Consider the following 25,121-nt stretch of genomic DNA (forward strand, 5'->3'; position numbering starts at 1 on the left):
CGGAGTTCAATTTGGCATTGGCGCAACCAACGCGAAACGCTATGATTCGCACTTGTGATCATATCGATTCAATATCATGCTCGATCTTGCTTCGGTCCGCCTGTTCATCCTCGCGGTGGAGTTTGGCAACCTGACGCGGGCAGCGGAGGCGGCCGGTACGGTGCAGCCGGTGGTCAGCACACGCCTCAAAGGTTTGGAAGCGGCCCTCGGTCGTAAGTTGCTGGAACGCACGCCGCGCTTCGTCCGACCGACAGAGGACGGCGTGGCCTTCCTCGCCAAGGCGCGGGCGCTGATGGCTGCCCACGATAAGGCCGCGTGCTTCGACGATGAGCCAACAATGCGGTTCGCAATCGGGGCAAGCGATCACGCACTGGGAACAGGGCTGGAGCACGTCATACGCCACGTTCGCGCGGCACTCCCGTCGAGGAGCGCCCTCGAACTGCGCAGCGGGACCTCTCAGCAGGTCCGCGCGTCGTTCGACGAGGGTGAACTCGACGCCGTCATCATCCGCCGGGAAGCGGGCGGAGCGGATGGGGAAGTGCTGGGCACGGACCCACTGGGCTGGCGGTCCATGGAAGACAACGTCACAGCGCCAGACCTCCCCGTACCACTCGTGACGCTTGGGCCGCCCTGCGGGGTGAGAGCCGTTGCGATCAGGCGCCTCGATGCAACCAAGACGCCGTGGCGGGAAGCCTTCGTCGGAGGGAGTTGCAGTGCGTTGCTGGCGGCCGTGAGAGCAGGACTCGGTATTGCTCCAATGGGTGCCGTTGCCTCAGGGCGAATGAGCGATGTTGGACCGCGCTTCGGCCTTCCCGACTTACCGCCGTCGGAGATCGTGATGTTTGCCCGAACAAGCTCGCCTACGGCCAGTGCCGCAGCACGGGCACTTGAGGTGGCGGTACAGACGATGCTGCGTGCCACGTGATCGGCAGGGATAGGCCGTGCGGGCCATTTCGCCCCGCTGTCACCTAGACCGGTGCGTCAAGCCGAATGTCTGCAAACCGCCCGTTTCGGAGTCTCGGGGTGTCCGCTTCTCGGCGACACCGCCTCAGCCTTCTACAGAGCCGTTTTGTGTCTTTGGCAACCTTTGACGGTGCCGCCCAGGCGTGACAGACCGTTGGTATGTCGAACACGCCGACCTGCAACGTCTCCCTCACGGCCGAATTGATTGCCGACATCCACGTTGAAGTTACTTCAGGTTACTACTCGAACGCGAGTGAGGTGGTATGGGTCGGGCTCCGTCTTCTGATCGAGCGTGACCACGCGCGCTCGGCAGGTTGCCAGCGAACCCGCGCGGATGATTGTTCAGGTCGCTGAGCCGCATGACCGCCTCGAGATCAGCTCCACCATTCCCACAGGGTTTCCTCAACGACGTCGTCGCGGTCGAAAGCATCGCGGCCGTGCCCACGATCCTCGATGTGGTCTGTCGCACCACGGGCATGGGCTTCGCCGCCGTCGCCCGTGTCACCGAGGACCGCTGGGTCGCCTGCGCCGTCAAGGACGACATCGCCTTCGGCCTCAAGCCCGGTGGCGAGCTGGATCTTGAGACGACCATCTGCCACGAGATCCGGCAGAGTGGGGTCCCGGTCATCATCGACCACGTCGCCGATGACCCGACCTTCTGCGAACATCACACACCCGCCAAGTACGGCTTCCAGAGCTACATCTCGATGCCCATCGTGCTGCCGGACGGCACGTTCTTCGGCACGCTCTGCGCCATCGATCCGAAACCCGCCAAGCTGAACACGCCCGCGGTCGTGGGCATGTTCAAGATGTTCGCCGACCTGATCGGCTTCCACCTCGATGCCAACCAAAATCTTGCATCGCGCACGGCCGAGCGCGATCTCTACGAGAACATCGTTCAGTCCCACGCAGAGCCGATCTGCGTCTTCGACAAAGCGTACCGGCTGATCGCCTTCAACAAGGCCCACAACGACGAGTTCTTCCGGGTCAACGGCTTCTACACGAAGATCGGCGACGTCTTTCCCGACCTGTTCATTCCGGAGCAGGCCGCCGCGATGCGCGCCAATATGGCCCGCGCGCTGGCGGGCGAGGCGTACACGGTCGAAGCCGTTTTCGGCCGGGCCGAGTTCGGCCAGCCCTGCTGGGAGATCACCTACACACCCCTACGCGATGCAGCAGGAACGATATTCGGCGCGTTCCACCAAGCGCACGACATCAGCGCGCGGCTCAAGGCCGAGGCTGAGCTTCGGGATGCGCAGGACGTGCTGCGGCAGTCACAGAAGCTGGAGGTGATCGGCCAGCTCACCGGCGGCGTCGCGCACGATTTCAACAACCTTCTGACGGTCATCAAGTCGTCGACCGATCTCCTCAAGCGACCGGATCTCGCCGAGGACAGGCGCACCCGCTACATCGAGGCGATCTCCAACACGGTGGATCGCGCCGCGAAGCTGACGGGCCAGCTCCTCGCCTTCGCACGGCGGCAGACACTCAAACCCAAGGTGTTCGCAGCCTGCGACAGCGTACGCTCGCTCTCCGAAATGCTGGGTACGCTCACCGGTTCTCGCATCACGGTCGTGACCGAGTTGCCGGCGAACGCCTGCTTCGTGAATGCTGACCCGAGCCAGTTCGACACGGCGCTGGTGAACATGGCGGTGAACGCCCGCGACGCGATGGAGGGGGAGGGGCAGCTCACCATTCGCGTGGAGCCCGTCGAGCAGATGCCATCTGTGCGTGCTCACCCCGCGGTACAGGGGCCGTTCGTGGCGGTGTCGATCAGCGACACGGGCAGCGGCATCGCGAAGGACGTGGTCGAACGGATCTTCGAGCCGTTCTTCACCACCAAAGCCGTCGGGCAAGGGACCGGCCTCGGGCTCAGCCAAGTCTTCGGCTTTGCCAAGCAGTCCCATGGCGAGGTCGTGGTGGAAAGCGAAGTCGGGCGGGGCACCACCTTCACGCTCTACCTTCCTCGCGTGCTCGGCGAGATCCAGGCGCCGGAGCCAAGCGAGCCGACGCCGGTGCCGAGCGGCCGCGGCACCTCTGTGCTCGTGGTCGAGGACAATGTCGAAGTCGGCACCTTCGCCACGCAGACATTGGCGGAACTCGGCTTCGGCACGGTCTGGGCGGCGAATGCTGCGGAAGCCCTGGCGGAGTTGGCCAAGGACGCGGATCGCTTCGACGTGGTGTTCACGGACGTGATGATGCCCGGCATGAACGGCGTCGATCTCGCCCGCGAGATCCAGCGGCTTCACCCCGACCTTCCTGTCGTCCTGACCTCCGGCTACAGCCACGTTCTGGCCCGGACCGGCACCAATTGGTTCGAGCTTCTGCAGAAACCCTACTCGGTCGAACAGCTCTCGCGCACCTTGCAGGCGGTTGCCAAGCCTGCTCGCCGCAAGCGCATCGATGATGTGTAGTGTCTACCGTGGATGCCATCCGATCGGAGACGTCTCTCGTAAGGCGATGGCGGTGAGCTGGTGACACCCGGATGAACACGGAAATCGATGATTGCCGATAAGCCGCGAAGGGGACGACCACCGGCCGCCGAAGCGGGCGTTGCCGAGGAACGGATGCTGGAAGCGGCCACCGCGCTGTTCCTCGAACAGGGATTCGGTCGCACGACGCTCGATCAGGTGTCGCGGCGCTCGGGGACCGGCAAGTCCGCGCTCTACGGCCGCTTCCCGGACAAGGAAGCGCTGTTCGCTGCCGTCGTCCGCCGCTCGATCCACGTCATGTTCGATGAGCTGACCGCGAGCCCAACCGGCGTCGGCGTCCGGGAACGGCTGCGCCATGTCGGGCGCGGTTTGGCGGAAAACCTCCTTGTGCCGCGCTGCATTGCCTTGATGCGGATCACGGCAGCGGAAGCTCCGAATTTCCCGGACCTCGCGCGAATGGCGTACCGGGTCAGCTTCGAGGGCTCCGTCCGCTGTGTCCTCGCCGCCCTCGATCCTGCCGGCGGAGGCGAAGCGTCCCAAGACATGATCCGCATGGCCGAGCGGTTCGTGGAGCTGGCCATCCAGCCGATCTCGTTTCAGGCGGCCTTCGGTACCGACATCGAGCCTCTCCGGCAGCGATGCGCCGGCGACGTGGACGATGCCATCCTGCTCCTCGAAGCCAAAGGCTGGCTCAGGCGCGAAACGCCCGGAACTTAGCGCGCCGGCATCCGTTTGCAGGAAATGGACGATATCGTCCAATAGCCCGAAGGCAGTGTACGGCACTGGCGACCGGGCGTTTCAAAACTTCGAACGGGGCGAAAGCGATCATGGCAGACGACAACTTCACGAAGTGGCATATCGCCGGCCTGCACGCGCTGCGCTCGGCGAGCGAGCAAGGCGATGCGGCCGGCAAGGCGTTGGCCGGCAAGGTCGGCAATGCGGACCTCAAGGCCCTTCTCGGAGAGTACAGCGAGACCGCCGGCAAGCAGGAGACCCATTTCGTCGGCTTCCTGAAAGAGCTCGGCACCGAGCCGAACGGCTTCAAGGATCGCATCATGGAAGGCGTCGGCAACGGGACGTCCGAGATGGTCAAGGCCGCGCCCGATCAGGACCTGCTCGATCTCAGCGCCGTCGTCGGCACGCAGTCCGGCCTGGACTATTATGCGGGTGCCTTCAAAGGGCAGGGGGCTCTTGCCAAGCAGCTCGGCTACGCGGACCAAGCCGACAGCTACATGGCCATGAGCAAGGCCTGTAAAGCCCTGCGTGAGCGGTTCACCAAGGTCGGCGACACGATCCGCGCCAAGGCCGCCGGCGAAGCGCGCAAGGCCGCCTGATCCTGCAACCGCACAAGGCGCGGCCGGTCCCTCATCGGGGCCGGCTCGGCCGCCCGGAGGCTTCGATGCCGGCGACCCCATCCCGCTCGCAGAACCCATCCCGCCGCGCCGCCGCACCGGTGGCAGCCAAGCGCGACCTCGATGCGATCTACGGCATCCTGAGCAAGACCTACCCGACCTTCGATGAAACCGACGATCCGTGGATGACCAACGGCCTGTCCTCGACGCCGTTCAAGAGTCTCGTGTCGGTGTGCCTGTCCACGATGACGATCACCAAGCGCGTCGTGAACGCGGCCGTGCCGCTCTATGAAAAGGTTTCGACCTTCGAAGAGCTGCGCGATCTGCCGGACGACGAATTGCGTCGCATCATCAAGCCGGTCGCGCATTACAACCGCAAGACCAAGAACCTGAAGGAAATGGCCCGCCAGATCATCGAAGACTACGGCGGAAACATACCCGACAACCGGGACGACCTGATCAAGCTGCAAGGGGTCGGCCGCAAATGCGTCGATATCCTGATGAACTTCACCTTCTCGCAGGACAGCATCGCGGTCGATACGCATGTCCTTCGCGTCCTGAACCGTCTCGGTGTCGTGGACACGACTTCGGCCAAGCAAGCGGCCGACCTCATCAATGCGCAAACCCCCACGCGCCATAAGCGCCATGCGCATGAATGGCTCATCCAGCATGGGATGAAGATCTGTGTCGCTCGAACTCCGAAATGCGCTGACTGCCCGCTGACGAAACATTGCGACTGGTACGCCGACCATCGCGCCACCTAGGCTCGAAGCGGAGCCGTTTCCGTCAGTGCGGTTCTACAAATATCCCGAAATGAAGAGCGATCGGTTGCGTGACCGGCTTGTCGGCTTCTGGGGACAACGAAGCGTCCCTCACAGCGCGAACCGCACGCCGGTGAGGGTCTCCGAGACCGCCCAGAGCCGCCCGGCCGCCGCGCGGTCGAGGGCTTGGGACGCGATCGCGGCGGGCTTCGGGTAACCGCGGGCCTCCCAGACGCCGTCCGGTCCGTAATAGCCCCCGCGCTCCGCCTCCGGCGCGGTGGCCGCGTAGAGGATCGGCAGGGCGCCTTGCGCCGCCGGCTGGCCGATCAGCGAGAAGATCGCCCGTCCCGCTCCCTGCTGGAACGCGCCGGCCCGGTCGCCCCGGCGGAACACCTCGGTGCGGGCGAGCCCCGGATGCGCTGCAAGCGAGGCGATGCCCGATCCCGCCGCCTTCAGCCGCTGGTCGAGTTCGAGGGCGAACATCAGCAGCGCGAGCTTGCTTTGCCGGTAGGCGCGTTGCGCCCCGTAGATCTCGCGCCAGTGCAGGTCGTCGAACCGGATCCGTCCGCTGCGATGGGCGACGCTCGACACCGACACCACCCGCGCCGAGGGGCTCAGGGCCGGCCGCAGCAGCCCGGTCAGCGCGAAATGCCCGAGATAGTTCGTGGCGAGTTGCCGCTCGAACCCGTCCACGCTCTCCTCGCGCCGGGGCACCGCGGCGATGCCGGCATTGAGCACGAGCCGGTCGATCGCCCATTCCGCCGGCCACTCCGCCGCGAAGGCGCGCACGGAGGCGAGCGAGGCGGTGTCGATCCGGCGCAGCGACAGTGCGGCGGCGGGATGCTCCCGCCGGATCGCCGCCGCGGCGCGCTCCCCCTTCTCGAGATCGCGCACCGCCAGCACGACCGCGGCCCCCGCCCCGGCCAGCGCCCGCGCCGTCTCGAACCCGAGCCCGGCGCTCGCCCCCGTCACCACGGCGCGGCGACCGGCCTGCGAGGGGATGTCGGCGGCGGTCCAGGGATGTCTCGCCATCGAGCGGCGCTCCTCACGCGTCGAGTCGAAAAAAGACCGGTCGCGCGAAACCGATCGCGCGCGGGCTCCGTAATGGGCGGCGTGATCCCCGGACAAGACGGGGCACGGGCACAGGAGGAAACCATGTTCCGTATCCGCAGTTCGGTTACCAAATCGCTGACCCTGGGCGCTGCGCTCGCCCTCAGCCTCGCCGCCGCGCCGACGGCGGCGCTCGCCAAGAACCCGATGGTCGGCGGCGCGCCGATGTACGCCTCGAAGACCATCGTCGAGAACGCGGTGAACTCGAAGGACCACACCACGCTGGTGGCGGCGGTGAAGGCGGCAGGCCTCGTCGACACGCTCTCCGGCCCCGGCCCCTTCACCGTCTTCGCGCCGACCGACGCCGCCTTCGCCAAGCTGCCGCCGGGCACGGTCGACTCCCTGGTGCAGCCGCAGAACAAGGCGACGCTGACGGGAATCCTGACCTATCACGTCGTGCCGGGCACCTACACGGCCAAGGATCTGATGGCTCTGGCCAAGCGGGGCGGCGGGGAAGCCAGCCTGAAGACCGTCCAGGGCGAGCCGCTCACGGTGCAGGCCCGGGGCAAGAAGGTGTTCGTGACGGACGCCAAGGGCAACACCGCCACCGTCACCATCGCCAACGTGATGCAGTCGAACGGCGTGATCCACGTCATCAACGGCGTGCTTCAGCCCTGATCCTCCGCTGAGACCCGTTGACGCGCGAAGCCTCGGCCCGTCTGGGCCGGGGCTTTTTCGTTCGACCCTGATCTCACGAGCTCCGCCGGCGGGCATCCGGATCCCGCGTAAAATACCACCTCCGGAAACGATGGGTTTCCGTCGTTTCCCATTTTCAAAACCGCGCCCCGGGACCATCCTCGTACCGTCAAGCCACACCCGGAGCCGAAGGCCGCTCCGGACCACCGCACCGTGAGGAGAGGCGAGCATGGCGACGATCACCACCGGGGACGGCACCGAGATCTTCTACAAGGATTGGGGCCCGAAAGACGCACAGCCGATCATGTTCCATCACGGCTGGCCGCTCTCGTCCGACGACTGGGACGCGCAGATGCTGTTCTTTGCGCACCAAGGCTTTCGCGTCGTGGCGCATGACCGGCGCGGCCATGGCCGCTCGGCGCAGGTCTCCGAAGGCCACGACATGGACCATTACGCGGCCGACGCTGCGGCGGTCGCCGAGCATCTCGATCTCAGGAACGCCGTCCATATCGGCCATTCCACCGGCGGCGGCGAGGCCGCGCGCTACGTCGCCCGGCACGGCGAGCCGCAGGGCCGCGTCGCCAAGGCGGTGCTGGTGAGCGCCGTGCCGCCGCTGATGCTGAAGACCGAGGCCAACCCGGAGGGCCTGCCGATCGAGGTCTTCGACGGGTTCCGCAAGGCGCTGGCCGACAACCGCGCCCAGTTCTTCCTCGATGTCGCCGCCGGCCCGTTCTACGGCTTCAACCGCGACGGCGCGGCGGTCCGAGACGGCGTGATACGGAACTGGTGGCGGCAGGGCATGATGGGCTCGGCCAAGGCGCATTACGAGGGCATCAAGGCGTTCTCGGAAACTGACCAGACCGAGGACCTGCGGGCGATCTCGGTGCCGACGCTAGTGCTCCACGGCGAGGACGACCAGATCGTGCCGATCGTCGCGGCGGCGCGTAAATCGATCACGCTCCTGCGCAACGGCACGCTGAAGACCTATCCGGGCCTTCCGCACGGCATGCTCACGGTCAACGCAGACCAACTCAACGCCGACATCCTCGCCTTCATCCGCGGCTGAGCCGGGCGCCGGCCCGTCTCAGTGGGGCTGCGCATCGTCGCCGGGGAGGTGTTCACGGCCCCGGCGGCCGACGATCTGGGGCGCGTCGTGCACCCGCGGCGCGTGCGGGACACCCGCCGCGTCCATGGCCGGCCCGGCGAAAGTCGCGAGGCCCGGCAGCAGCACCGCCTCGGGCCGGGCCGAGGCGACGAAGACCTGCTTGGCGTTGTCGGGCCGCACCTCGATCGCGGCCGGATCGTCCAGGGTTCCGGCATAGACCCCGCACAGGCCGGGAAAGCGCTCGAACGTCATGAAGAGCGTCGTCCCGCAGACGGGGCAGAAATGCAGGTCGAGATGCCGGCCGCTGCCCTCGGATCGGTGGCGATACACGGTCGGCACGCCCGCGGTGACGTGCAGGTCGGCGCGGTCGAACAAGGGCTCGACGAGGTGGCTCGATCCGGTCGTACGCTGGCAGAAGCGGCAATGGCAGAGCGTGACCCGCAGCGGCGGCGAGCGGACCTCGTAACGCAAAGCCCCGCACAGACAGCCGCCCAACAGGTTCGGCATGCGCCCGCCCTCCGCACGGTATCGGACCGGGCCGCCTGCAGCCGAACGATCCGCCAGATGTGCCGAGACGATCTTAGATCATCCGGCCGACTGGCTCTATTGCAAAAAGCATTCACAGCCGGGCACTGAACAACAGGGAAGAGCCCGCCTCGAAACAAATCTTAGCGATCCGCACGCTTCATCCGACCGCTCAGATCCAGAATGCCGGCCAGCGCGATCCGCTCGCGGATCTTCTCGCGAATCCTGGTGTTGAACGGCGGATTTTTCGGCGCGGTGGTGGCCACAACCATCGCTTCGGCGACCGGTTTTGCCTCCCGCGGGTCGCTCCACGGACGGGCCGCCTGTACGAATCGGCCCAAGCGCCCTACCTTATGCCCATGTTAGATGAGCGCTCCCAGGCCAACCCGCATCTGATGCGGACCGCCGAGCTCATGGCCGCGGCTCAGTCCCTGGAGGACGTCGTCGACGTCCTGGCACAGACGGCCCGTCGGATCGCCGGCTCCGATGGTATCGCCGTCGTGCTGCGGGAGGAGGACGTCTGCGCCTATGTCGCCGAGGATGCGATCGAGCCCCTGTGGAAGGGGTGCCGCTTCCCGCTCGACATCTGCGTCTCCGGCTGGGCGATGCAGAACCGGGAGACGGCCGTCATCCTGGATGTCGGCAGCGATCCCCGCATCCCGGCGGCCGCCTATGCCTACAAGGCGATCCGAAGCCTCGTGATGGTCCCGATCGGTGCGCCCGAGCCGGTGGCCGCACTCGGCGCCTATTGGTGCGCCATGGTCTGGCTCGACACGACGACGGTGTCCCGCCTCGAAGCGCTGGCCCACCAAGCCACGGTGGCCCTTGCCCGGCTGCGCGCCCCGCAGAGCGCCGAACCGGCCATCCCCTGAGGGCCGGCACGGGTGACCGGCCGCCCGTTCGGGGATAAACCGCGTGGATCAGGAGGATGCATGCCGGTTTTCGTTCTCAGAGGCGCCTGCCGGGCTCCCGACGGCCAGATCGGGCCGCCGCTGTTCGAGGAGACGATCACGGCGGCCAGCCCGAGCGAAGCGGTCCGGCTCGCCAACGCGCACGATCTCTCGACCAAGGACGAGCGGGCGAACGCCCTCTGGCTCGTCGATGCGCAGGGCGTCCTGCACTGGTCCCTGCGGCGCGCGGATCGGGATTGATCGGAGCCGGATCGAGCGGACCGGCCTCTTTCTCACAAACGTTGCGATGAGCGGGGGAAAACCAGCCCTGCCCTGGCTGAATTGGTCATTGCGTGTGCTTTCGTGCTAAGTCTCGAGCAGAAATCCTCGATGGTCCTGCTCGGGGTTCTTTGCCGTCCCGCGCCCGACCTTTCCCGCGTCGGGACGCCGCGCGCCGCCGCCGGGACTTCACGCGGCGCGAGTTCTCGTCGAAAGATCTTTTATGAGCGACGATATCGACGCCAAGACCCGCGCCGCCGAGCGCGCGGAACGGGCCGAGCGTATGGCCCGCGAGGGGCAGCAGGCCATGGCCGAGCATCTGGCCGCGGTCAAAGCGGTGGACGAGCGCACCGTGCGCCTGCGGGCCCTGCGGCTCGCCAAGGAGGCGGAGGAGGCCGCGGAGCGCGCCGCCAACCCGCCCGCGCCCAAGCGCGGCCGCAAGAAAGCGACGGCCTGACCCCCATGGCCATCGACCGTACCCGCCGCCCGAGCGACCCGCGCCAAGCCGCCGAAGCCGCCTTCCGCGCAGTGACGACGCGCAAAGCCCCCGAGGAGGCCGCCCCGGCACCGCCCAGGGCGCCGCTGATTCCCGGCACGCGCGAGACGGTGTCCCTGCGCATCGACCGGGCCGTGCTGGAGCACTACCAGAAGGACGGCCCCGGCTGGCAGGACCGCATCAACGCCGCCCTCAAGGCCGCCGCAGGTCTTTGAGGACAGAACTTTGAGGGCGAGCCTCGGCGGATGACCGCGCCCGGCTTCTCCGCCGCGCGGGGATCGGCGCCGTGAGCGGGCTGGCAGATTGGCCCTTGGCGTGGCTCGGCCTCAGCCCCGACGAGACGACGGCGCTCCTTCTCTCCCTGCGCGTCGCCCTTGTCGCGACGCTGGCGAGCCTACCGCTGGGGCTGTTGCTGGCGTGGCTGCTGGCGCGGCGGCGCTTCCCCGGCCATGCCCTGCTCGATGGGCTCGTCCACCTGCCGCTGATCCTGCCGCCGGTGGTGACGGGCTACCTGCTGCTGCTCGCCTTCGGCCGGCGCGGCGTGTTCGGCGCGTGGCTCGCTGAGATCGGCATCGTGTTCTCGTTCCGCTGGACCGGCGCGGCGCTCGCCTGCGCGGTGATGGGCCTGCCGCTGATGGTGCGGGCGATGCGCCTGTCGATCGAAGCGGTGGACCGCAAGCTGGAACAGGCGGCGGCGACGCTCGGCGCCGCGCCGCCGCTGGTGTTCCTGAGCGTGACCCTGCCGCTCAGCCTGCCCGGCATCCTCGCGGGCGCGGTGCTCGCCTTCGCCAAGGCGATGGGCGAGTTCGGCGCGACCATCACCTTCGTTTCCAACATCCCCGGCGAGACCCAGACCCTGCCCTCGGCGATCTACACGCTGACCCAGGTGCCGGGCGGGGAGGCGGGGGCTTTGCGCCTCACCCTGATCTCGGTCGCGGTCTCGATGCTGGCGCTCGTCGCCTCCGAGGGGCTGGCGCGGCGGATGAGCCGGCGGATCGGGGCGGGGCGGTAGGGCTCGCTCCCGTTGCGACAGGGATAACCCCCTCGCATAGCACGGGCCGAACGGTCCTGCCCTCGTCCCAGAGACAAGCCGAAGCAGAAGACCGACTTCGCACAACCGGACGGGCAGCCGGGTCGCCGCCTGGCCAAGGGCCGGGCTTATCCGCAACAACACTCATGGCCAGCCGTCCCGAGTCGATCGGGATGCGAAGGGCGAGACGAAAGCCACCCAACGATGAAGCTGAAGCTAGCGGCGGCCTGCGTCCTGGCCACGATTGCCTTTCAAGCCAAGGCGCATTCCGGTTGCGGCGAAGGCGGACGCAACGCGTTTCGAGAATACAGGGACAAGCTTCAGCCAATGATCTCCGCACGCGTCAGATCGGTGCGGAGCGACGCCTCCATTGAGAGGATCAACATCGTCTCGCTATCGATCAGAAAAGATGGTGTCGTGACGTCATCAGAAATTGCGAATCGTCGGGATCGCCCCAGTTTGACGCAAGGTTACTCAGTATATTCCCGGCCGGCCTGCAGCCTCCACCGCTGCCGGCCTGTTACAGGCCCAATCTTATCACCTTGATGTTTCCCATACGATTTCGCCCCGACCGCCGGTTCTGAGTGCTCGTCTCGTATCGTGGGCTGATCCCGTGAGGTTTGTCTTCGCGCCATCGAGCGGATGGGTCGCCCGCCTCACGCGTAGGCATACGGCCCGCCCCGCTCCAGCGCCCGCTTGTAGGCGGGCCGCGCGTGGATGCGGGTGAGCCAGTCCGTCAGAAGCGGGCCCGCCCCGGTCCCGCGGGCGGCAAAGGCTTCGAGGGGAAAACTCATCATGATGTCGGCGGCGGTGAAGGCCTCGCCGCAGAAATACGCGCGCTCGGCCAATTCCGATTCCCAGTAGGCGGCATGGCGGCGCAGCTCCGGATCGACGAACCCGCCGGTGACCTTCCCCGCGATCGCCCGAACCAGCGGGCGCAGCAGGGCGGGGCTGCCGGGCGCGAGCCGCGAAAAGATCAGCTTCAACAGCAGCGGCGGCATCGCCGAGCCTTCCGCGTAGTGCAGGAAGTAGGTGTAGCGCGCGCGCTCCGGTGTGCCGGCCGGCGGCACCAGGGCGCCGTCGGCGCGGGCGGTCAGGAATTCGACGATGGCGCCGGTCTCCGCCACCACATGCCCGTCCGCCGCGATCACCGGCGACTTGCCGAGCGGATGCACGGCGCGAAGTTCGCGCGGCGCCTGCATCGTCGCGGGGTCGCGCTCGTAGCGCTTCACGGTGTAGTCGAGCCCCAGCTCTTCGAGCAGCCACAGCACCCGCTGCGAGCGGCTGTTCTCCAGATGGTGGACGGTGATCATCGCCTGCCTTTTTCGATCCTGCGCCGACAACGCGGCAGCGTGCGCATCGGGCCCCTTGTCGCCGCATCGGTTTTTCTGGGAAGCTCAAGCATCGTCCCGAAAGGTGGGCACCGGCTTTCGGAGAAGACGATGCAAAAAACAAAAGGCGAGAGCATCGTCCCGAACGGTGGGCACCGGCTTTCGGAAAAAGATGATGCAAAACAAAAGGCGAGAGCATCGTGCGAGCCGAGGCCCCATGACGATCGCGCCATGACGATCACGCCATGACCATCGCCATCGACGTTTCGCTCCGCCGCGACGGCTTCACGCTCGATGTCGCCTTCAGCGCGGGCGCCGGCCTCACCGCCCTGTTCGGGCGCTCGGGCTCGGGCAAGACCACGGTGATCGACCTGATCGCCGGGTTGGCCCAGCCGCAGCGCGGGCGCATCGCCATCGACGGCACGGTGCTGCTCGACACCGCGCGCGGCATCCGCGTGCCGGTGCATCGGCGGCGGATCGGCTGCGTGTTCCAGGAGGCGCGGCTGATGCCGCATCTCAGCGTGCGGCAGAACCTGCGCTTCGGCCGCCTCTTCTCCCGCGGGGCAGGGGGGCCGAGCCTCGACGCGGTGGCGGACCTGCTCGGCATCGGCCCGCTGCTGGACCGGCGCCCCGCCGGCCTGTCGGGGGGCGAGCGGCAGCGGGTGGCGATCGGCCGGGCGCTGCTGGCGCGCCCGCGGCTGCTGCTGATGGACGAGCCGCTCTCGGCCCTCGACGAGGCCCGCAAGCGCGAGATCCTGCCCTATATCGAGCGCCTGCGCGACGAGGCCGGCCTGCCCATCGTCTATGTCAGCCATTCCGTGGCGGAGGTGGCGCGCCTCGCCTCGACCGTGGTGGTGCTGGAGGCCGGCCGCGTGGCGGCGAGCGGCCCGGTCGATACCGTGCTGCGCCGGCCCGACCTGATTCCCGACGGCGCGGAGGCCGGCAGCGTGCTCGCCATGCGGGTCGAGCGCCACGATCCGGAGGCCGGCCTGACACGCCTGACCGGCCCGGCCGGCCCGCTCGACCTGCCGCTGATCGACGCTCCGCAAGGCCGCCGCCTCAACCTGCGGGTGCCCGCCCGCGACGTGCTGCTGGCGCTCGCCCGGCCCGAAGCGTTGAGTGCCCGCAACGTCCTGCCGGGCCGTGTCGCCGCCCTTCGGGAGGAGGGGACGGCCTGCCTCGTCGAGGTCGCTTGCGGAGGGGCGACGCTGGCCGCCCGCCTCACCCGCGCCTCCGCCCGCGACCTGGGTCTCACGGTCGGGTGCCCGGTCTTCGCCATCGTGAAGAGCGTGGCGCTCGATGCGGGCGAGGCGCCGGGGGGCGGGCGGATCGAGATTTGAGGGGAGCGCCGGGGCGCGGGTCAGCTCATCGGAGCCGGACAACCCGTCGCGCCCAAGCTGAGCGGGACATCGACGACGATGCGGAGCGTCACTCGGCCGGTTTCATCTGGTTGTCGTTCAGAGCCGGAAGGTGGGCTTCTGTATTGCGCTGCGCCGACTTTTCTCGCGCCGATAAAATAGCCTTGGCTGTTGCGGGAGAGCGCCGATTGATCCAGGCCTCGTGACGGGCGCGCGGCTCGCGAAGCGAGCGTTGTTGGCGCGTATTCATCCTCAGCCCCCTTCACCATCTCTTCCAACTTTCTAAGAGTGCGCGAAGCGACGGCAACGACAATTTTTGCGACGATCGCCTCTTCGCCCGGCCTTCTTCCACCATGGGTGGTTCGCACAGCGTCGCCCACCTCCCGGCCGCTCCCCCAAAGCACCTCGGCGATCAGTGAAAGCGCGCTATAAGCCCGCCATGGCTTCCGACGACCGACCGCTCGCCCTCGGCGATCCCAAATTCCCGGAAGTCGCCGACCGGCTCGGTCTGCCGCTGCCGAGCGGGCCAAGGTGACCGCCCCACCCGGCGCGCCGGATTCGGCCCATGTTGGCTCGGGGCCCTCCAGAGACGGCAGCGATGGCGCGGTGGCCGCGAGCGGAACCGTCGATACACACAGCCCCATTGCACCGCCGGAGGACGACTGGTCGCCCTGGAATCCGGGCGAATTGGCGCGGCGGCTGGAAGGGGTGGCGCGGCCCTGGTGCGTCGTCGGCGGCTGGGCCCTCGACCTGTGGCACGGGCACCAGACCCGCGACCACGAAGACCTCGAATTCACGGTGCTGCGCGACGATGTCGGGGTCTTCCGCCAAGCCCTATCGGACATGACGCTCTACACGGTGGCCGACGGTCGCTTCGAGATCCTGCCTGAAGGCGCAGAGCCGCCGCCTCACATTCTCCAGATCTGGTGCTTCGATGCCCGCGCCGCCCGCTGGCGGGTCGATCTGATGATCGAGCCGGGTGAGCCTGACGTCTGGGTCTGCCGGCGCTGCCCGGCCATCCGGCATCCCCGCGCGGAGATGGTGGCGTCGACGCCCGACGGCATCCCCTATCTCAGGCCGGCCGCCGTCCTGCTGTTCAAGGCGAAGCATCGGCGCGACAAGGACGCGGCCGATTTCGAGCGGGCCCTGCCGCATCTCACCCACGCAGAACGGCGCTGGCTGCGCGAGGGTCTCGACCGCCTGCATCCCGGACATGCCTGGGCGCAGGCATTGTAGGCGAAACCTTGTATAGGTCCCCCATGGCCTCCGACGACAGACCGCTCGCCCTCACCCTCGGCGATCCCTCCGGGATCGGGCCGGAGATCGCGCTCGCCGCGTGGCAGCTGCGGGGCGAGCGGGGGGTGCCGCCGTTCCAGCTCATCGGCGACCCCGAATTCCTGGAAGCCACCGCCTACCGGCTCGGCCTGTCGGTGCCGGTGGCCGAGGTCGAGCCCGACGACGCCTGCGAGGTGTTTCCCCGCGCCCTGCCGGTGCTGCCGCTGCCAAGCGGGGCCAAGGTGATCGCAACACCCGGCGCGCCGGATTCGGCCAATGCCGGCGCCATCGTCGAGTCGATCACCGCCGCCGTCGATCTGGTGCGCTCCGGCGCGGCCTCGGCCGTGGTGACCAACCCCATCGCCAAGTTCGTGCTGACGCGGGTCGGCTTCGCCCATCCCGGCCATACCGAGTTTTTGGCCGCACTCGCCGCACGAGAGGGGCGCGAGCCGCCGCTGCCGGTGATGATGATCTGGAGCGACACCCTCGCCGTGGTGCCGGTGACGATCCACGTCGCCCTGCGCCGCGTGCCCGAGTTGCTGACGCAAGATTTGGTCGAGCGCACAACGCGCATCGTCCACGCCGACCTGCGCGCCCGCTTCGGCCTCGAACGTCCCCGCCTCGTCCTGTCGGGCCTCAACCCGCATGCGGGCGAATCCGGCACCATGGGCACCGAGGACCGCGATGTGCTGGCGCCCGCCGTGGCGGTTTTGCGCAGCGAGGGCATCGACATCCGCGGGCCGCTGCCGGCCGATACCCTGTTCCACGAGCGGGCGCGGGCGACCTACGACGTGGCGCTCACCCCCACCCACGATCAGGCGCTGATCCCGGTCAAGACGCTGGCCTTCGACGAGGGCGTGAACGTGACGCTGGGGCTGCCCTTCGTGCGCACCTCGCCCGACCACGGCACCGCCTTCGACATCGCCGGCCAAGGCATCGCCAAGCCGGACAGCCTGATCGCCGCCCTGCGGCTGGCGCATCGCCTCGCGCACCGCCCGGCGGACACCGTCCTGCCCTTCCCCGTCCGCGCCTGAAGCGATCGATGAGCACCGAAGCGTTGAGCACCGACGGCCTGCCGCCCCTGCGCGAGGTCGTGCGGCGGCACGGGCTGGAGCCAAAGAAGGCGCTCGGCCAGAATTTCCTGTTCGATCTCAACCTGACCGGCCGCATCGCTCGCTCGGCGGGCGCGCTCGAGGGCGTGACGGTGGTGGAAGTCGGCCCCGGCCCCGGCGGGCTGACGCGGGCGCTGCTGGCGGCGGGCGCCAAGCGCGTGGTGGCGATCGAGCGCGATCCCCGCGCGCTGCCGGCTTTGGCCGAGATCGCCGCACACTATCCCGGCCGGCTCGACGTGATCGATGCCGACGCCGTCGGTTTCGACCCGCGCCCGCTGGTCGGCGACGGGCCGGTGCGGATCGTGGCGAACCTGCCCTACAACGTCGCCACCGTGCTACTCACCGGCTGGCTCGGCGCGGACACGCGCGACGAGGCTTGGCCGCCGTGGTGGGACTCGGCGACGCTGATGTTCCAGCGCGAGGTCGCCGAGCGCATCGTCGCCGACGAGTCGGACCGGGCCAATTACGGCCGGCTCGGCGTACTGTGCGGCTGGCGCACGCAGGCGACCATCCTGTTCGACGTGGCGCCGTCGGCCTTCGTGCCGCCGCCGAAGGTCACCTCCAGCGTCGTCCACCTGCGCCCGCGGCCCGAGCCGCTGCCCTGCCGGATCGCCGACCTCGAACGGGTGACCCGCGCCGCCTTCGGCCAGCGCCGCAAGATGCTGCGCCAGAGCCTGAAGGCCGCCACCCCCGACCCCATCCGCCTGCTCACCGCCGCCGGGCTACCGGAGACGGCGCGGGCGGAGGAGATCCCGGTCGCCGGGTTCGTGGCGCTGGCACGGGCGCTGGAAGCGGGGGAATCGCGTGAAAGCGCCCTGTAACCGAGCTTCCGGGCCGGGCGATGTCTTGCGACAGAATTGGCGGCCATCCTCTGGCATGGCCGCCCGTCACGAACTCTGTGCTGACCAAGTCCGCGATTGCCTATGGGTTCGTCTTCCATCTGGGCCCGCTCATGTGCCGGTCCATGTTGAACACGGATAGAAGCCAGGAGCCCCGCGCGCGAAACCATACGTGTGATGCCTGACCGCCGGTCGCGCCTTCAGCGGGACCGGGAAATGCAAACTTTCGACCCATGGCAGAAGGCCGGAAGGTCCGCTTCCAGGCCGTACGGTGGGCTGGCTTTGGCAGCTCCTGGCCGGGAGAGGCTGGTCCGCTTCGGCGGAGGTTAGCCGGAATAGGGGACATGCTGTCATAACGGCGAAACGATCATCTCCTTGCCGCATGCGATGCAGCGCGCGCTCTCTCCGACGATTTCGCAAGCCATGTCGTCCGACACGATACTGCGTCTGCACTTTGGGCAAGCGTACCCGTTAGGCACTGCAGCAAAATCGTACTGCGGGCCAATGTAAGCGCAAATCATGTGATGTAAAACTGGCGTGATTTCTAAATGCTCCGCTCCACAGAGCGGGCATGATGATTGGCCTGCCTCGATATTCATTGGGACATCTCGGTGACGCTATAATCAATAATTCAATCTAGGCCACAAATTTTTATCAGTGAACGGGAGATATCTGTTGAAATTTTACTGTAATGCATATGAACGCATACTGTAGAGTTAAGGGCTGGCGTTGACGCATCAGAGGTGAAACGTATGCGAGCAATTTGAGTCGCCGGACGATCCCGCAAGGTGAGCTGCTGTGAGCTTCCGAATACGGCAGAAACGGGCAGAATCTCTGTGATCTTTCCGGGAATGCGGCGGTGTCCGAAAAGCACAAATACATCATTTCCAATCCGAGGATCGATTAATCGCTCGTTGGGGATATACCAGTCAACATAGACATCGTTTGGGTTGAGGATGTCAGCGATCGGCGCGCCGGCGACGAGTGACTGGCCGGTCTGGGCCAGTCCTGTCGAGATGATGCCGCCGACTGGAGCGAATACCCGACCGGATCTGAAATTTTGCTTCACCTCGTCCAGCTGCTCGTGGATCTGTTTGCTGAACGCATCGAGAGAGACAAGCTGTTTCGTGGCCTCCTCGGCCTCGGCCTGCTGCGAGATGACGTCCTTGTTCGCGAGCGCGCGCTCACGGAGAATTTGGACGCGAAATGTCGTCGTCGTGCTGGCCATCGCAGCGATGCGTTCCAGAGCCGTCTCGGTTTCGCGCTGATACGCCCGCGCCGCTTCGAGCGATTCCGCGGCTACGCGCGCCTTGACGCGCAGTTCGGCGCTGCGGCCGGCGATATCCGACAGCGCGCGCATGTAGGTCGCGACGATGGTCTCCTGCTCGGGCGAGTACACCTGTCCGATTTCATCGCCGGCCTTCACGGTGGAGCCGGGCCTCACGTTCATGCGGTTGACCTGCACGGTGAAGGGAAGCGACAGCACGTGACGCGGGGAGGAGACGATTCCGGGACCGCTGAGGAAGACGAAGGGTGCGCCGAAATAGACGACAAAGAAACCAAGGACGCCGAAGATGCCCACGGCGTAGGCAATGCGCACGACCCGCCCGGCGGCGCGCCGGCGGCTCTCGACGGGATCCGGCACATGCGGGTCCAGGCGGTTGATACGAACGTTCATGAGACCACCTTTCCAACCTCGTCTGCGAAGAGCGCACGGCGGACGCGCGGCGGCACGTAGTCATCACGCCGCGAGGTGGCGAAGAGGATTTCCGACGAATAGGAAACGAAGCGGGCGCATTTCATATAAATTCCTTGGTATAATGGGAATATAAATGCAGCTCCAAGGCTGAAAAAACTTGGAGATCTGCTGAATAGAACGAACGCCAGCGCCATATTAAAAATTGAAATCCAAAGTAAAAGGAAATATATTGCAGCAATAAAGAGGATGGCGTGAGCCGGTCCGAACAAAATCACAATGTACATTGAATAAAACGGGAGGCTCATCGTCGGGATCAAATCGAAGACGATGAAATCCAGTCGCTGGAGGGTGTCCGGCAGTCGCTCCAGTGGATGGAAGAAGCTAAGCTCTCCATACATCATGGAGCGGATGCGCAACGCGTCGCGATCCCAGCGCGCGCGCTGGCGCAGAAGACCGACGGCTGCCACCGGACCGTCCGTTTCAGCCCAGGCATCTGGCACAAAGCGGACCCGATAACCAAGGCGCCGTAACCTCAGGCTGAACTCGAGATCCTCGCCAGGGCCGACATCAAGGCCGCCTTGCCGCGCGAAGACATCGCGCCGGTACATCGAACATGCGCCGGACAGGCAGGCAATCGCGCCGACAACATCGAGAATAGATTTTCCGGCGCTGATCGACATCATATATTCGACACTCTGCAGCCCGGTCCATAGCGACGCGCTCTCGTTGCGTATCGCGATGTTGCCGCAGGCGCCGGCCACGCGCGGATCATTGAACGCATTGGCAAGCCGTGCGATCGCGTCGCGCTCAAGAACTGTATCAGCATCGATTGTGAAGATGAGATCGCCGCTCGCGAACCTCGCTGCTGCGTTGATCGCAGCACTGCGGCCGCAGCGCGTCCCGTGGCAAATGACCATATCCACCAAGCCGTCTTGGCGCGCTCGGTTTGCGACGGCGCGCGTATCGTCCGTGGAGCCATCGTCAACGATGATAATCTCAAGTGGCGACAAGGTTTGCTGGCGGAGTGAGGCGATCGTCGGAGCAAGCCCCGAACCACCATTGAAGGTCGGGATGATCACGCTCACGGCCGCCTCGACCCGCCTATCGCCGGGTCGAGAACTCCCGAATATGCCGACCAATGACCAGGAAAGGAGCGAAAACGTGTAGCGGGGCAGATCGAACATAAGAGCGGAAAAAGCAAGCAAAAGCCAATTCGTATCAGCGATCACATACAGCATCGCGAACATCGATCACCTCAAATTTTTGGTCGTCGTTCGCACTATTCGCTTCGGATTAGCTATTCAGAGAATCTTGCCATCCGGCAGTATGGGGTAAAAACTCTAGATAAGCGAATATGGGTGGCCGGTCGGCGGCGTAAGCTCAGCAATAGGGCCTTTCAGAAACTTCGCCGTACCTTCTGGCGACAGCAGCTGAGCGACATACCTTGCCGGGTCTTCGAGTCCTGAGCGTTGGACAACTCTTGTAAGTCCGTGATCGATCACGACCATGGCCCAGTCTGCAGGCTCAGCACCATTCCAAGCTCAACCCTGCTCTCATGGCACCTGAGTACACTCTACGTCGGCAGACCTCAGCTCGCGTGGCGGTATGCCGGCCAGCGCTTGCAGGCGTGGGTGAACGAACGCGCCTCCTCGAAGCTTAGCAGCCAAGCAACCTTGGAGATCGGAATGCTGTCTTCGACGAGGTAAAGCTCAGCCCAATTCACCTTCAGCTGCTGAAGGGCTTCGAGAAATGTTGCGCCTTCTTTATCTGAGCTTCATCAGATCGTCGATCGCGCGCTCCACCTTCAGCCGCGCGCCGTAATGGATCATGTGGCCGAGGCCGGGCAGGAGCCGGAGCGTGCTGCCGGGGATCGTCGTGTGCAGCCGCACCGAGTGCTCGCTGGCCTTGACGATCGAGTCCGCGTCCCCCGCCAGCATGGAGACCGGCAGCGTCAGGCCGGCGTAGCGACGCTGGAGCCCCGTGACGGCGGCGTTCATCGAGGCGGCGTCCTCGGAGACCGCGCGCAACTGCGTTGCCGCCGCCGCGATCTCGATCGGGAAGCGCGCCGTGAAGCGGGCCGGCACGGGTTGGGGCCAGAACACCTGCCGGAACGATTGCCCGGTGAGCGAGGCGCTCACATTCGCCGGCACCATGGCCCGCATCGCGTCCCCGAGGCCCGGCACGGCCAAGGGGGCGATCAGGGCCGCGTCGGTGCGATGCCCCGGAAAGTAGGAGCCCGACAGCAGCACGAGCCCGCGCAACGGGCACCGCCCGTCGGCCGCGAGCGCGAGGGCGACGATCGTGCCCCAGGAATGCCCGACGATGAGCGGGCGCTTGACGCCGAGCTGTTCCAGCACCCGGTGCAGGAGCACGGCCTGAGCCTGAGCGGTCCAGAGGCGGTGGCGGGGGCGGCTGGTGTAGCCGAAGCCGGGCCGGTCGATCGCGATGACCCGGTAGCGCGCCGCCAACCGGTCGATCAGGCCGCAGATCGCAAAATCCTCGGCCATGGTGCCGTTGCCGTGGACGAGCACCACCGGCCTTCCGCGTCCGCGCACCATGACGTGCACGGGCAGGCCATCGACCGTCACGAATTGGCCGGGCGGCTTGCGGACCACTTCGGTCTCTTGTGCGGAGAAGGCGGCCGCGACCGCCTTCTCGGTGTCGCGGACCGTCCGCTTCACCGATCGGACCGTAGCCTTGCGCGTCTCCCGGATCGCCTGCTCGGTCGAGCGGGTCACGGCCTTCGTGACAGATTTGGCGGAAGATTTGGCGGCGCTCTCGAGGGAGCGTGTTAGTTGCCCTGTCATTTGCCGCGTCGTGCGGGTGAGGCTGCGGCTCACGCGGCGCCGGCTCTGGCGGGAGGGGTCGAAGGGAAACACGGCGCCTCGCAGGACAACGGGCCGGCTCGACCTCAGATTGGGCCATCCTGAGCATCGTCAGGGTGACACCGCATCGCGACGCTCCGGAGGGTCGCGCGCCGACACTACCGAGTTTTGACCGCGGCGCACAACCAGGGCTGGAACGGGGAGGCGGCGACCGGCCCCTCGCTTTCACGCCGTCTCAGCCACGCCGTACTCCTCAATGGGCGGGCAGCGAGTCGTCCGCCTTGTCGTGCTGGCCGAAGCGCTCGACCAAGGTGGCGCTGGCCTCGTTGAGGCCCACGACCTCGACGGTTCGGCCGGCGGCGTGGGCCTTCATCACTACGCGGTCGAGGGCGCCCACCGCCGAGATGTCCCAGAAATGCGCCGCGTGCACGTCGATGACGAGCCGCTCCACCGGCTCGCGGACATCGATCGCCTCGGCGAACCTGCCGGCGGAGGCGAAGAACACCTGGCCCGCCACCCGATAGGTGCGCGTGCGCCCGTCCGGCGACAGCTCGGCGGTGATCCGGCTCATCCGCGCGACCTTCCCGGCAAAGAACACGCCCGAGAGCAGGACGCCGACCAGCACGCCGATGGCCAGATCGCGGGTGGCGACCACCACCGCGACGGTGGCGAGCATCACCAGGGAGGAGGGCAGCGGGTTGGTGCGAAGCTGTAGCAGCGAGCGCCAGGAGAAGGTGTTGAGCGAGACCATGATCATCACCGCCGTCAGCGCCGCGACGGGGACGATGGCCAGGAGATCCTGCAACAGGACCAGCAGCGCGAGGAGGAAGCTGCCGGCCACCAGGGTCGAGAGCCGGCCGCGGGCGCCGGACGACACGTTGATGACCGATTGCCCGATCATCGCGCAGCCGCCCATGCCGCCGAACACGGCCGAACTCATGTTGGCGAGCCCCTGGCCCACACATTCGCGGTTCTTGGAACTGCCGGTATCGGTCATGTCGTCGACGATCTGCGCCGTGAGCAGGCTCTCCAACAGGCCGACCGCGGCGAGCGTCGCGGAGTAGGGCAGGATGATGCGCAGGGTCTCGAAGGTCAGCGGCACGTCCGGCAGGGCAAAGCTCGGCAGGGTGGTCGGCAGTGCGCCGAGATGGGCGACGGTGCGCACGTCGAGCCCGAGATACGCGGTCAGCGCCGTCAGCACGGCAATGGCGACGAGCGGCGAGGGCACCACGCGGGTGAGCTTGGGAAAGCCGTAGATGATCGCGAGCCCCAGCGCGATCAGCCCGTAGGTCGCCGGTGTCACGCCGGTGAGTTCGGGCAGCTGCGCTAAAAAGATCAGGATCGCCAGCGCGTTGACGAAGCCGGTCATGACCGAGCGCGAGACGAAGCGCATCAGCCGCCCGAGCCGGGCGAGCCCCGCCAGGATCTGGAACACGCCCATCAGGATGGTGGCGGCGAAGAGATACTGGACGCCGTGGTCGCGCACGAGATCGACCATCACCACCGCCGTGGCGGCGGTGGCGGCCGAGATCATGGCCGGGCGCCCGCCGGCAAAGGCGATGACGCAGGCGATCACGACAGAGGCGTAGAGCCCGACCTTCGGATCGACCCCGGCGATCACCGAGAAGCCGATCGCCTCCGGGATCAGGGCGAGCGCGACGACGATGCCGGAGAGGATGTCGGCCCAAGGGTTCGCGAACCAGTTGGCGAACCAAGTCGAGCCGAACCGCCCGCGGGCGGTTGAAACCGTCGATGACATTGCAAAAGATTCCGCAGAGGGACGCTAGGCTCCGCCGGCTGATGCGGGGAGGGGAGCGAGCGTCGCGAATGCGTGGTCCGGCGGATCGGCGGCCGGAAGAGCCACCCGGGCTTGCACCGGGTCCGAGCGATTGCGGTGGGGTTTACGGCGTGCTGCGCCGTAGCGCAATGCGGGGGGTTCAGCGCAAGAAACTCACCGCCACCGGCACGAGAACCGCCGTCAGGAACGCGTTGAGCCCCATGGCGATGCCGGCGAAGGTGCCGGCGACTTCGCTGACCTGGAAGGCGCGGGCGGTGCCGAGCCCGTGGGCGGCGAGCCCCGCCGCGAAGCCGCGGGCGCGCATGTCCTCGATGCGCAGGGTCCGCATCAGCGGCGTGACGATCACCGCGCCGGCCATGCCGGTCAGCATCACCAGCACGGCGGCCAGAGTCGGGTCGCCGCCGAGCGCCTCGACGATGCCCATCGCCACGCCCGTGGTCACGGATTTCGGGGCCATGGCGAGGCGCACGTCGTAGGGGATGCCGACGAGCTTGGCGAAGACCAGCGCCGAGGTCATCGCCGTGACGCAGCCCACCAGAAGGGCGGCGAGCATCGGCAGGAGCGCGCGCATCACCGTCGCCCGCCGCTCGTAGAGCGGCACGGCGAGCGCCACCGTGGCCGGGCCGAGCAGGAAGTGCACGAACTGCGCGCCCTCGAAATAAGCGCGGTAGGGCGTGCCGGTCAGCGTCAGCACGAGGCCGATCATCCAGATCGCGTGAATCACCGGGTTGGCCATCGGGTGGCGCCCGGCCGCCTGAAACAGGCGGTCGGCCACCGCATAGGCCAGCAGCGTCACGGTGAGCCACAGCAGCGGCGTGTGGCTGAGATAGACCCACAGGGCGAACTCGCCGGTCATCGGCGGTCCAGAAGCTTGGAGACCGCGACGAAGGTGAGCACCGTCGCCGCCAGGGTCAGGGTCACGGAGAGGGTGAGCACGATGGCGAGCGCCACCCCGTGGCTCGCCAGCACGTCGAGCTTGCCGACGATGCCGACGCCCGCCGGCACGAACAGGATCGAGAGATGCGCGAGCATCCCCTTGGCCGTGCCCTCCAGCCCGCCATCGACCAGCGGCGGCGGCAGCCAGCGGTTCGAGGCCGGCTGCGTCCGGTCGCGCAACACCAGGAAGATGAGGAGCAGCGCCATGCCGATCACCGGCCCCGGCACCGGCAGGCCGGCGGCGCGGGCGGCGACTTCGCCCACAAGCTGGGCGAGCAGGATCAGGGTCAGGCTGACGATCATCGAAACGTCCGGGATCCCAAAGGGATCATCCCTTTGGCGGGGTCTTGGGGCAGAGCCCCGATCTTG

The 25,121-nt window shown here is 67.0% G+C and carries 30 protein-coding genes and 1 other annotated feature; of the genes, 18 read left to right on the forward strand and 12 right to left on the reverse strand.

All coding sequences use genetic code 11. The features are described 5' to 3' along the window. Window positions 1-76 precede the first annotated feature (76 nt). The 6 genes from MSPGM_RS18165 (at window position 77) to nth (ending at window position 5,511) form a co-directional block, all read left to right on the forward strand. Complete coding sequence (locus MSPGM_RS18165; protein WP_012254840.1) at window positions 77-925, forward strand: LysR family transcriptional regulator; 849 nt, start codon at window positions 77-79, stop codon at window positions 923-925. 197 nt (window positions 926-1,122) lie between these two features. Beyond that, entirely contained in the window at window positions 1,123-1,317 is a 195-nt protein-coding gene (locus MSPGM_RS18170) for a type II toxin-antitoxin system ParD family antitoxin (protein WP_261925804.1), read from the forward strand. Between the two features lie 5 nt (window positions 1,318-1,322). Continuing rightward, window positions 1,323-3,377, forward strand: a complete 2,055-nt coding sequence (locus tag MSPGM_RS18175; RefSeq protein WP_261925805.1) for an ATP-binding protein — start codon at window positions 1,323-1,325, stop codon at window positions 3,375-3,377. Between the two features lie 87 nt (window positions 3,378-3,464). Continuing rightward, window positions 3,465-4,112, forward strand: a complete 648-nt coding sequence (locus MSPGM_RS18180) for a TetR/AcrR family transcriptional regulator (protein WP_261925806.1) — start codon at window positions 3,465-3,467, stop codon at window positions 4,110-4,112. A 110-nt stretch (window positions 4,113-4,222) separates the two neighbouring features. After that, window positions 4,223-4,729 (forward strand): ferritin-like domain-containing protein, encoded by a 507-nt coding sequence (locus MSPGM_RS18185; RefSeq protein WP_261925807.1) that lies wholly within the window; start codon window positions 4,223-4,225, stop codon window positions 4,727-4,729. A gap of 65 nt (window positions 4,730-4,794) precedes the next feature. Next, the gene (gene nth / locus MSPGM_RS18190) at window positions 4,795-5,511 is read left to right on the forward strand and encodes an endonuclease III domain-containing protein (protein ID WP_261925808.1); all 717 of its coding nucleotides are present in this window, start codon (window positions 4,795-4,797) and stop codon (window positions 5,509-5,511) included. A gap of 108 nt (window positions 5,512-5,619) precedes the next feature. Here nth and MSPGM_RS18195 read toward each other — a convergent pair whose 3' ends face one another. Beyond that, entirely contained in the window at window positions 5,620-6,540 is a 921-nt protein-coding gene (locus MSPGM_RS18195) for an oxidoreductase (protein WP_015823865.1), read from the reverse strand. Window positions 6,541-6,663: 123 nt separating this feature from the next. On the opposite strand from MSPGM_RS18195, the gene MSPGM_RS18200 reads away from it, so the two are divergent. After that, entirely contained in the window at window positions 6,664-7,236 is a 573-nt protein-coding gene (locus MSPGM_RS18200) for a fasciclin domain-containing protein (protein WP_012254846.1), read from the forward strand. A 247-nt stretch (window positions 7,237-7,483) separates the two neighbouring features. Beyond that, a complete protein-coding gene (locus MSPGM_RS18205) occupies window positions 7,484-8,320 on the forward strand; it encodes an alpha/beta fold hydrolase (protein WP_056153590.1) in 837 nt (278 codons plus the stop codon). An 18-nt stretch (window positions 8,321-8,338) separates the two neighbouring features. Here the strand turns inward: MSPGM_RS18205 and MSPGM_RS18210 are convergent, their stop codons facing one another. Together MSPGM_RS18210 and MSPGM_RS18215 are read right to left on the reverse strand one after the other, a co-directional pair. Beyond that, window positions 8,339-8,866: a GFA family protein gene (locus MSPGM_RS18210; RefSeq protein ID WP_261925809.1), complete on the reverse strand. Its 528-nt coding sequence runs from the start codon at window positions 8,864-8,866 to the stop codon at window positions 8,339-8,341. 161 nt (window positions 8,867-9,027) lie between these two features. Beyond that, on the reverse strand, window positions 9,028-9,150 hold the full coding sequence (locus MSPGM_RS18215) for a hypothetical protein (RefSeq protein ID WP_261925810.1): 123 nt from the start codon (window positions 9,148-9,150) through the stop codon (window positions 9,028-9,030). Window positions 9,151-9,237: 87 nt separating this feature from the next. On the opposite strand from MSPGM_RS18215, the gene MSPGM_RS18220 reads away from it, so the two are divergent. The 5 genes from MSPGM_RS18220 to modB all read left to right on the forward strand — a co-directional run bounded on the left by MSPGM_RS18220 (window position 9,238) and on the right by modB (window position 11,561). Further along, entirely contained in the window at window positions 9,238-9,756 is a 519-nt protein-coding gene (locus tag MSPGM_RS18220) for a GAF domain-containing protein (RefSeq protein ID WP_056503163.1), read from the forward strand. Window positions 9,757-9,816: 60 nt separating this feature from the next. Continuing rightward, a complete protein-coding gene (locus MSPGM_RS18225; protein ID WP_012254849.1) occupies window positions 9,817-10,035 on the forward strand; it encodes a hypothetical protein in 219 nt (72 codons plus the stop codon). Between the two features lie 241 nt (window positions 10,036-10,276). Beyond that, window positions 10,277-10,510 carry a hypothetical protein gene (locus MSPGM_RS18230; RefSeq protein ID WP_003605770.1) on the forward strand — a complete coding sequence of 78 codons (234 nt, stop codon included), beginning with the start codon at window positions 10,277-10,279 and terminating at the stop codon, window positions 10,508-10,510. Window positions 10,511-10,515: 5 nt separating this feature from the next. Beyond that, window positions 10,516-10,764: a BrnA antitoxin family protein gene (locus MSPGM_RS18235; protein WP_003605771.1), complete on the forward strand. Its 249-nt coding sequence runs from the start codon at window positions 10,516-10,518 to the stop codon at window positions 10,762-10,764. 71 nt (window positions 10,765-10,835) lie between these two features. Next, window positions 10,836-11,561 (forward strand): molybdate ABC transporter permease subunit, encoded by a 726-nt coding sequence (gene modB, locus MSPGM_RS18240; RefSeq protein ID WP_261925811.1) that lies wholly within the window; start codon window positions 10,836-10,838, stop codon window positions 11,559-11,561. Between the two features lie 674 nt (window positions 11,562-12,235). On the opposite strand, the gene MSPGM_RS18245 is transcribed toward modB, so the two are convergent. Then, window positions 12,236-12,892, reverse strand: a complete 657-nt coding sequence (locus MSPGM_RS18245; RefSeq protein WP_261925812.1) for a glutathione S-transferase — start codon at window positions 12,890-12,892, stop codon at window positions 12,236-12,238. Between MSPGM_RS18245 and MSPGM_RS18250 the strand changes: the two genes are divergently transcribed. Next, window positions 12,875-13,159, forward strand: coding sequence for a hypothetical protein (locus MSPGM_RS18250; protein WP_261925813.1), 285 nt, complete (start codon window positions 12,875-12,877; stop codon window positions 13,157-13,159). The genes MSPGM_RS18245 and MSPGM_RS18250 overlap by 18 nt on opposite strands. Then, window positions 13,156-14,250: a molybdenum ABC transporter ATP-binding protein gene (gene modC / locus MSPGM_RS18255; protein ID WP_261925814.1), complete on the forward strand. Its 1,095-nt coding sequence runs from the start codon at window positions 13,156-13,158 to the stop codon at window positions 14,248-14,250. Before MSPGM_RS18250 ends, modC begins: the two co-directional genes overlap by 4 nt. A 20-nt stretch (window positions 14,251-14,270) precedes the next feature. On the opposite strand, the gene MSPGM_RS18260 is transcribed toward modC, so the two are convergent. Beyond that, on the reverse strand, window positions 14,271-14,648 hold the full coding sequence (locus tag MSPGM_RS18260; protein WP_261925815.1) for a hypothetical protein: 378 nt from the start codon (window positions 14,646-14,648) through the stop codon (window positions 14,271-14,273). Between the two features lie 151 nt (window positions 14,649-14,799). Here MSPGM_RS18260 and MSPGM_RS18265 point away from each other — a divergent pair, with 151 nt between their 5' ends. From MSPGM_RS18265 to rsmA, 3 genes are read left to right on the forward strand one after another with little or no spacing between them, the layout of a single operon-like run. After that, the gene (locus tag MSPGM_RS18265) at window positions 14,800-15,504 is read left to right on the forward strand and encodes a nucleotidyltransferase domain-containing protein (RefSeq protein WP_261925816.1); all 705 of its coding nucleotides are present in this window, start codon (window positions 14,800-14,802) and stop codon (window positions 15,502-15,504) included. 23 nt (window positions 15,505-15,527) lie between these two features. Further along, window positions 15,528-16,577, forward strand: a complete 1,050-nt coding sequence (gene pdxA / locus MSPGM_RS18270; RefSeq protein ID WP_261925817.1) for a 4-hydroxythreonine-4-phosphate dehydrogenase PdxA — start codon at window positions 15,528-15,530, stop codon at window positions 16,575-16,577. A gap of 8 nt (window positions 16,578-16,585) precedes the next feature. Next, window positions 16,586-17,476 (forward strand): 16S rRNA (adenine(1518)-N(6)/adenine(1519)-N(6))-dimethyltransferase RsmA, encoded by an 891-nt coding sequence (gene rsmA / locus MSPGM_RS18275; RefSeq protein ID WP_261925818.1) that lies wholly within the window; start codon window positions 16,586-16,588, stop codon window positions 17,474-17,476. Between the two features lie 368 nt (window positions 17,477-17,844). Here the strand turns inward: rsmA and MSPGM_RS25530 are convergent, their stop codons facing one another. The 7 genes from MSPGM_RS25530 to MSPGM_RS18305 all read right to left on the reverse strand — a co-directional run bounded on the left by MSPGM_RS25530 (window position 17,845) and on the right by MSPGM_RS18305 (window position 25,055). Beyond that, window positions 17,845-18,093 carry a hypothetical protein gene (locus MSPGM_RS25530; RefSeq protein WP_410007693.1) on the reverse strand — a complete coding sequence of 83 codons (249 nt, stop codon included), beginning with the start codon at window positions 18,091-18,093 and terminating at the stop codon, window positions 17,845-17,847. 32 nt (window positions 18,094-18,125) lie between these two features. After that, window positions 18,126-19,172: an HlyD family secretion protein gene (locus tag MSPGM_RS18280; protein ID WP_261925819.1), complete on the reverse strand. Its 1,047-nt coding sequence runs from the start codon at window positions 19,170-19,172 to the stop codon at window positions 18,126-18,128. Next, a complete protein-coding gene (locus MSPGM_RS18285) occupies window positions 19,169-20,440 on the reverse strand; it encodes a glycosyltransferase family 2 protein (RefSeq protein WP_261925820.1) in 1,272 nt (423 codons plus the stop codon). The genes MSPGM_RS18280 and MSPGM_RS18285 overlap by 4 nt, the downstream gene beginning before the upstream one ends. 516 nt (window positions 20,441-20,956) lie before the next feature. Further along, window positions 20,957-22,072 carry an alpha/beta fold hydrolase gene (locus MSPGM_RS18290; protein ID WP_261925821.1) on the reverse strand — a complete coding sequence of 372 codons (1,116 nt, stop codon included), beginning with the start codon at window positions 22,070-22,072 and terminating at the stop codon, window positions 20,957-20,959. A 199-nt stretch (window positions 22,073-22,271) separates the two neighbouring features. Beyond that, window positions 22,272-23,777: a SulP family inorganic anion transporter gene (locus MSPGM_RS18295; RefSeq protein WP_261925822.1), complete on the reverse strand. Its 1,506-nt coding sequence runs from the start codon at window positions 23,775-23,777 to the stop codon at window positions 22,272-22,274. A gap of 71 nt (window positions 23,778-23,848) precedes the next feature. Further along, window positions 23,849-23,904 (reverse strand) — a sequence feature (sul1 is cis-regulatory element that is thought to sense ions involved in sulfur or methionine metabolism; They are found in Alphaproteobacteria). Window positions 23,905-23,955: 51 nt separating this feature from the next. Further along, window positions 23,956-24,672 (reverse strand): LrgB family protein, encoded by a 717-nt coding sequence (locus tag MSPGM_RS18300; protein WP_012254862.1) that lies wholly within the window; start codon window positions 24,670-24,672, stop codon window positions 23,956-23,958. Further along, window positions 24,669-25,055 (reverse strand): CidA/LrgA family protein, encoded by a 387-nt coding sequence (locus MSPGM_RS18305; RefSeq protein WP_003604394.1) that lies wholly within the window; start codon window positions 25,053-25,055, stop codon window positions 24,669-24,671. The genes MSPGM_RS18300 and MSPGM_RS18305 overlap by 4 nt, the downstream gene beginning before the upstream one ends. Window positions 25,056-25,121 lie beyond the last annotated feature (66 nt).

The organism is Methylorubrum sp. GM97 (assembly GCF_024347855.1).
Classification (GTDB): Bacteria; Pseudomonadota; Alphaproteobacteria; order Rhizobiales; family Beijerinckiaceae; genus Methylobacterium; species Methylobacterium extorquens.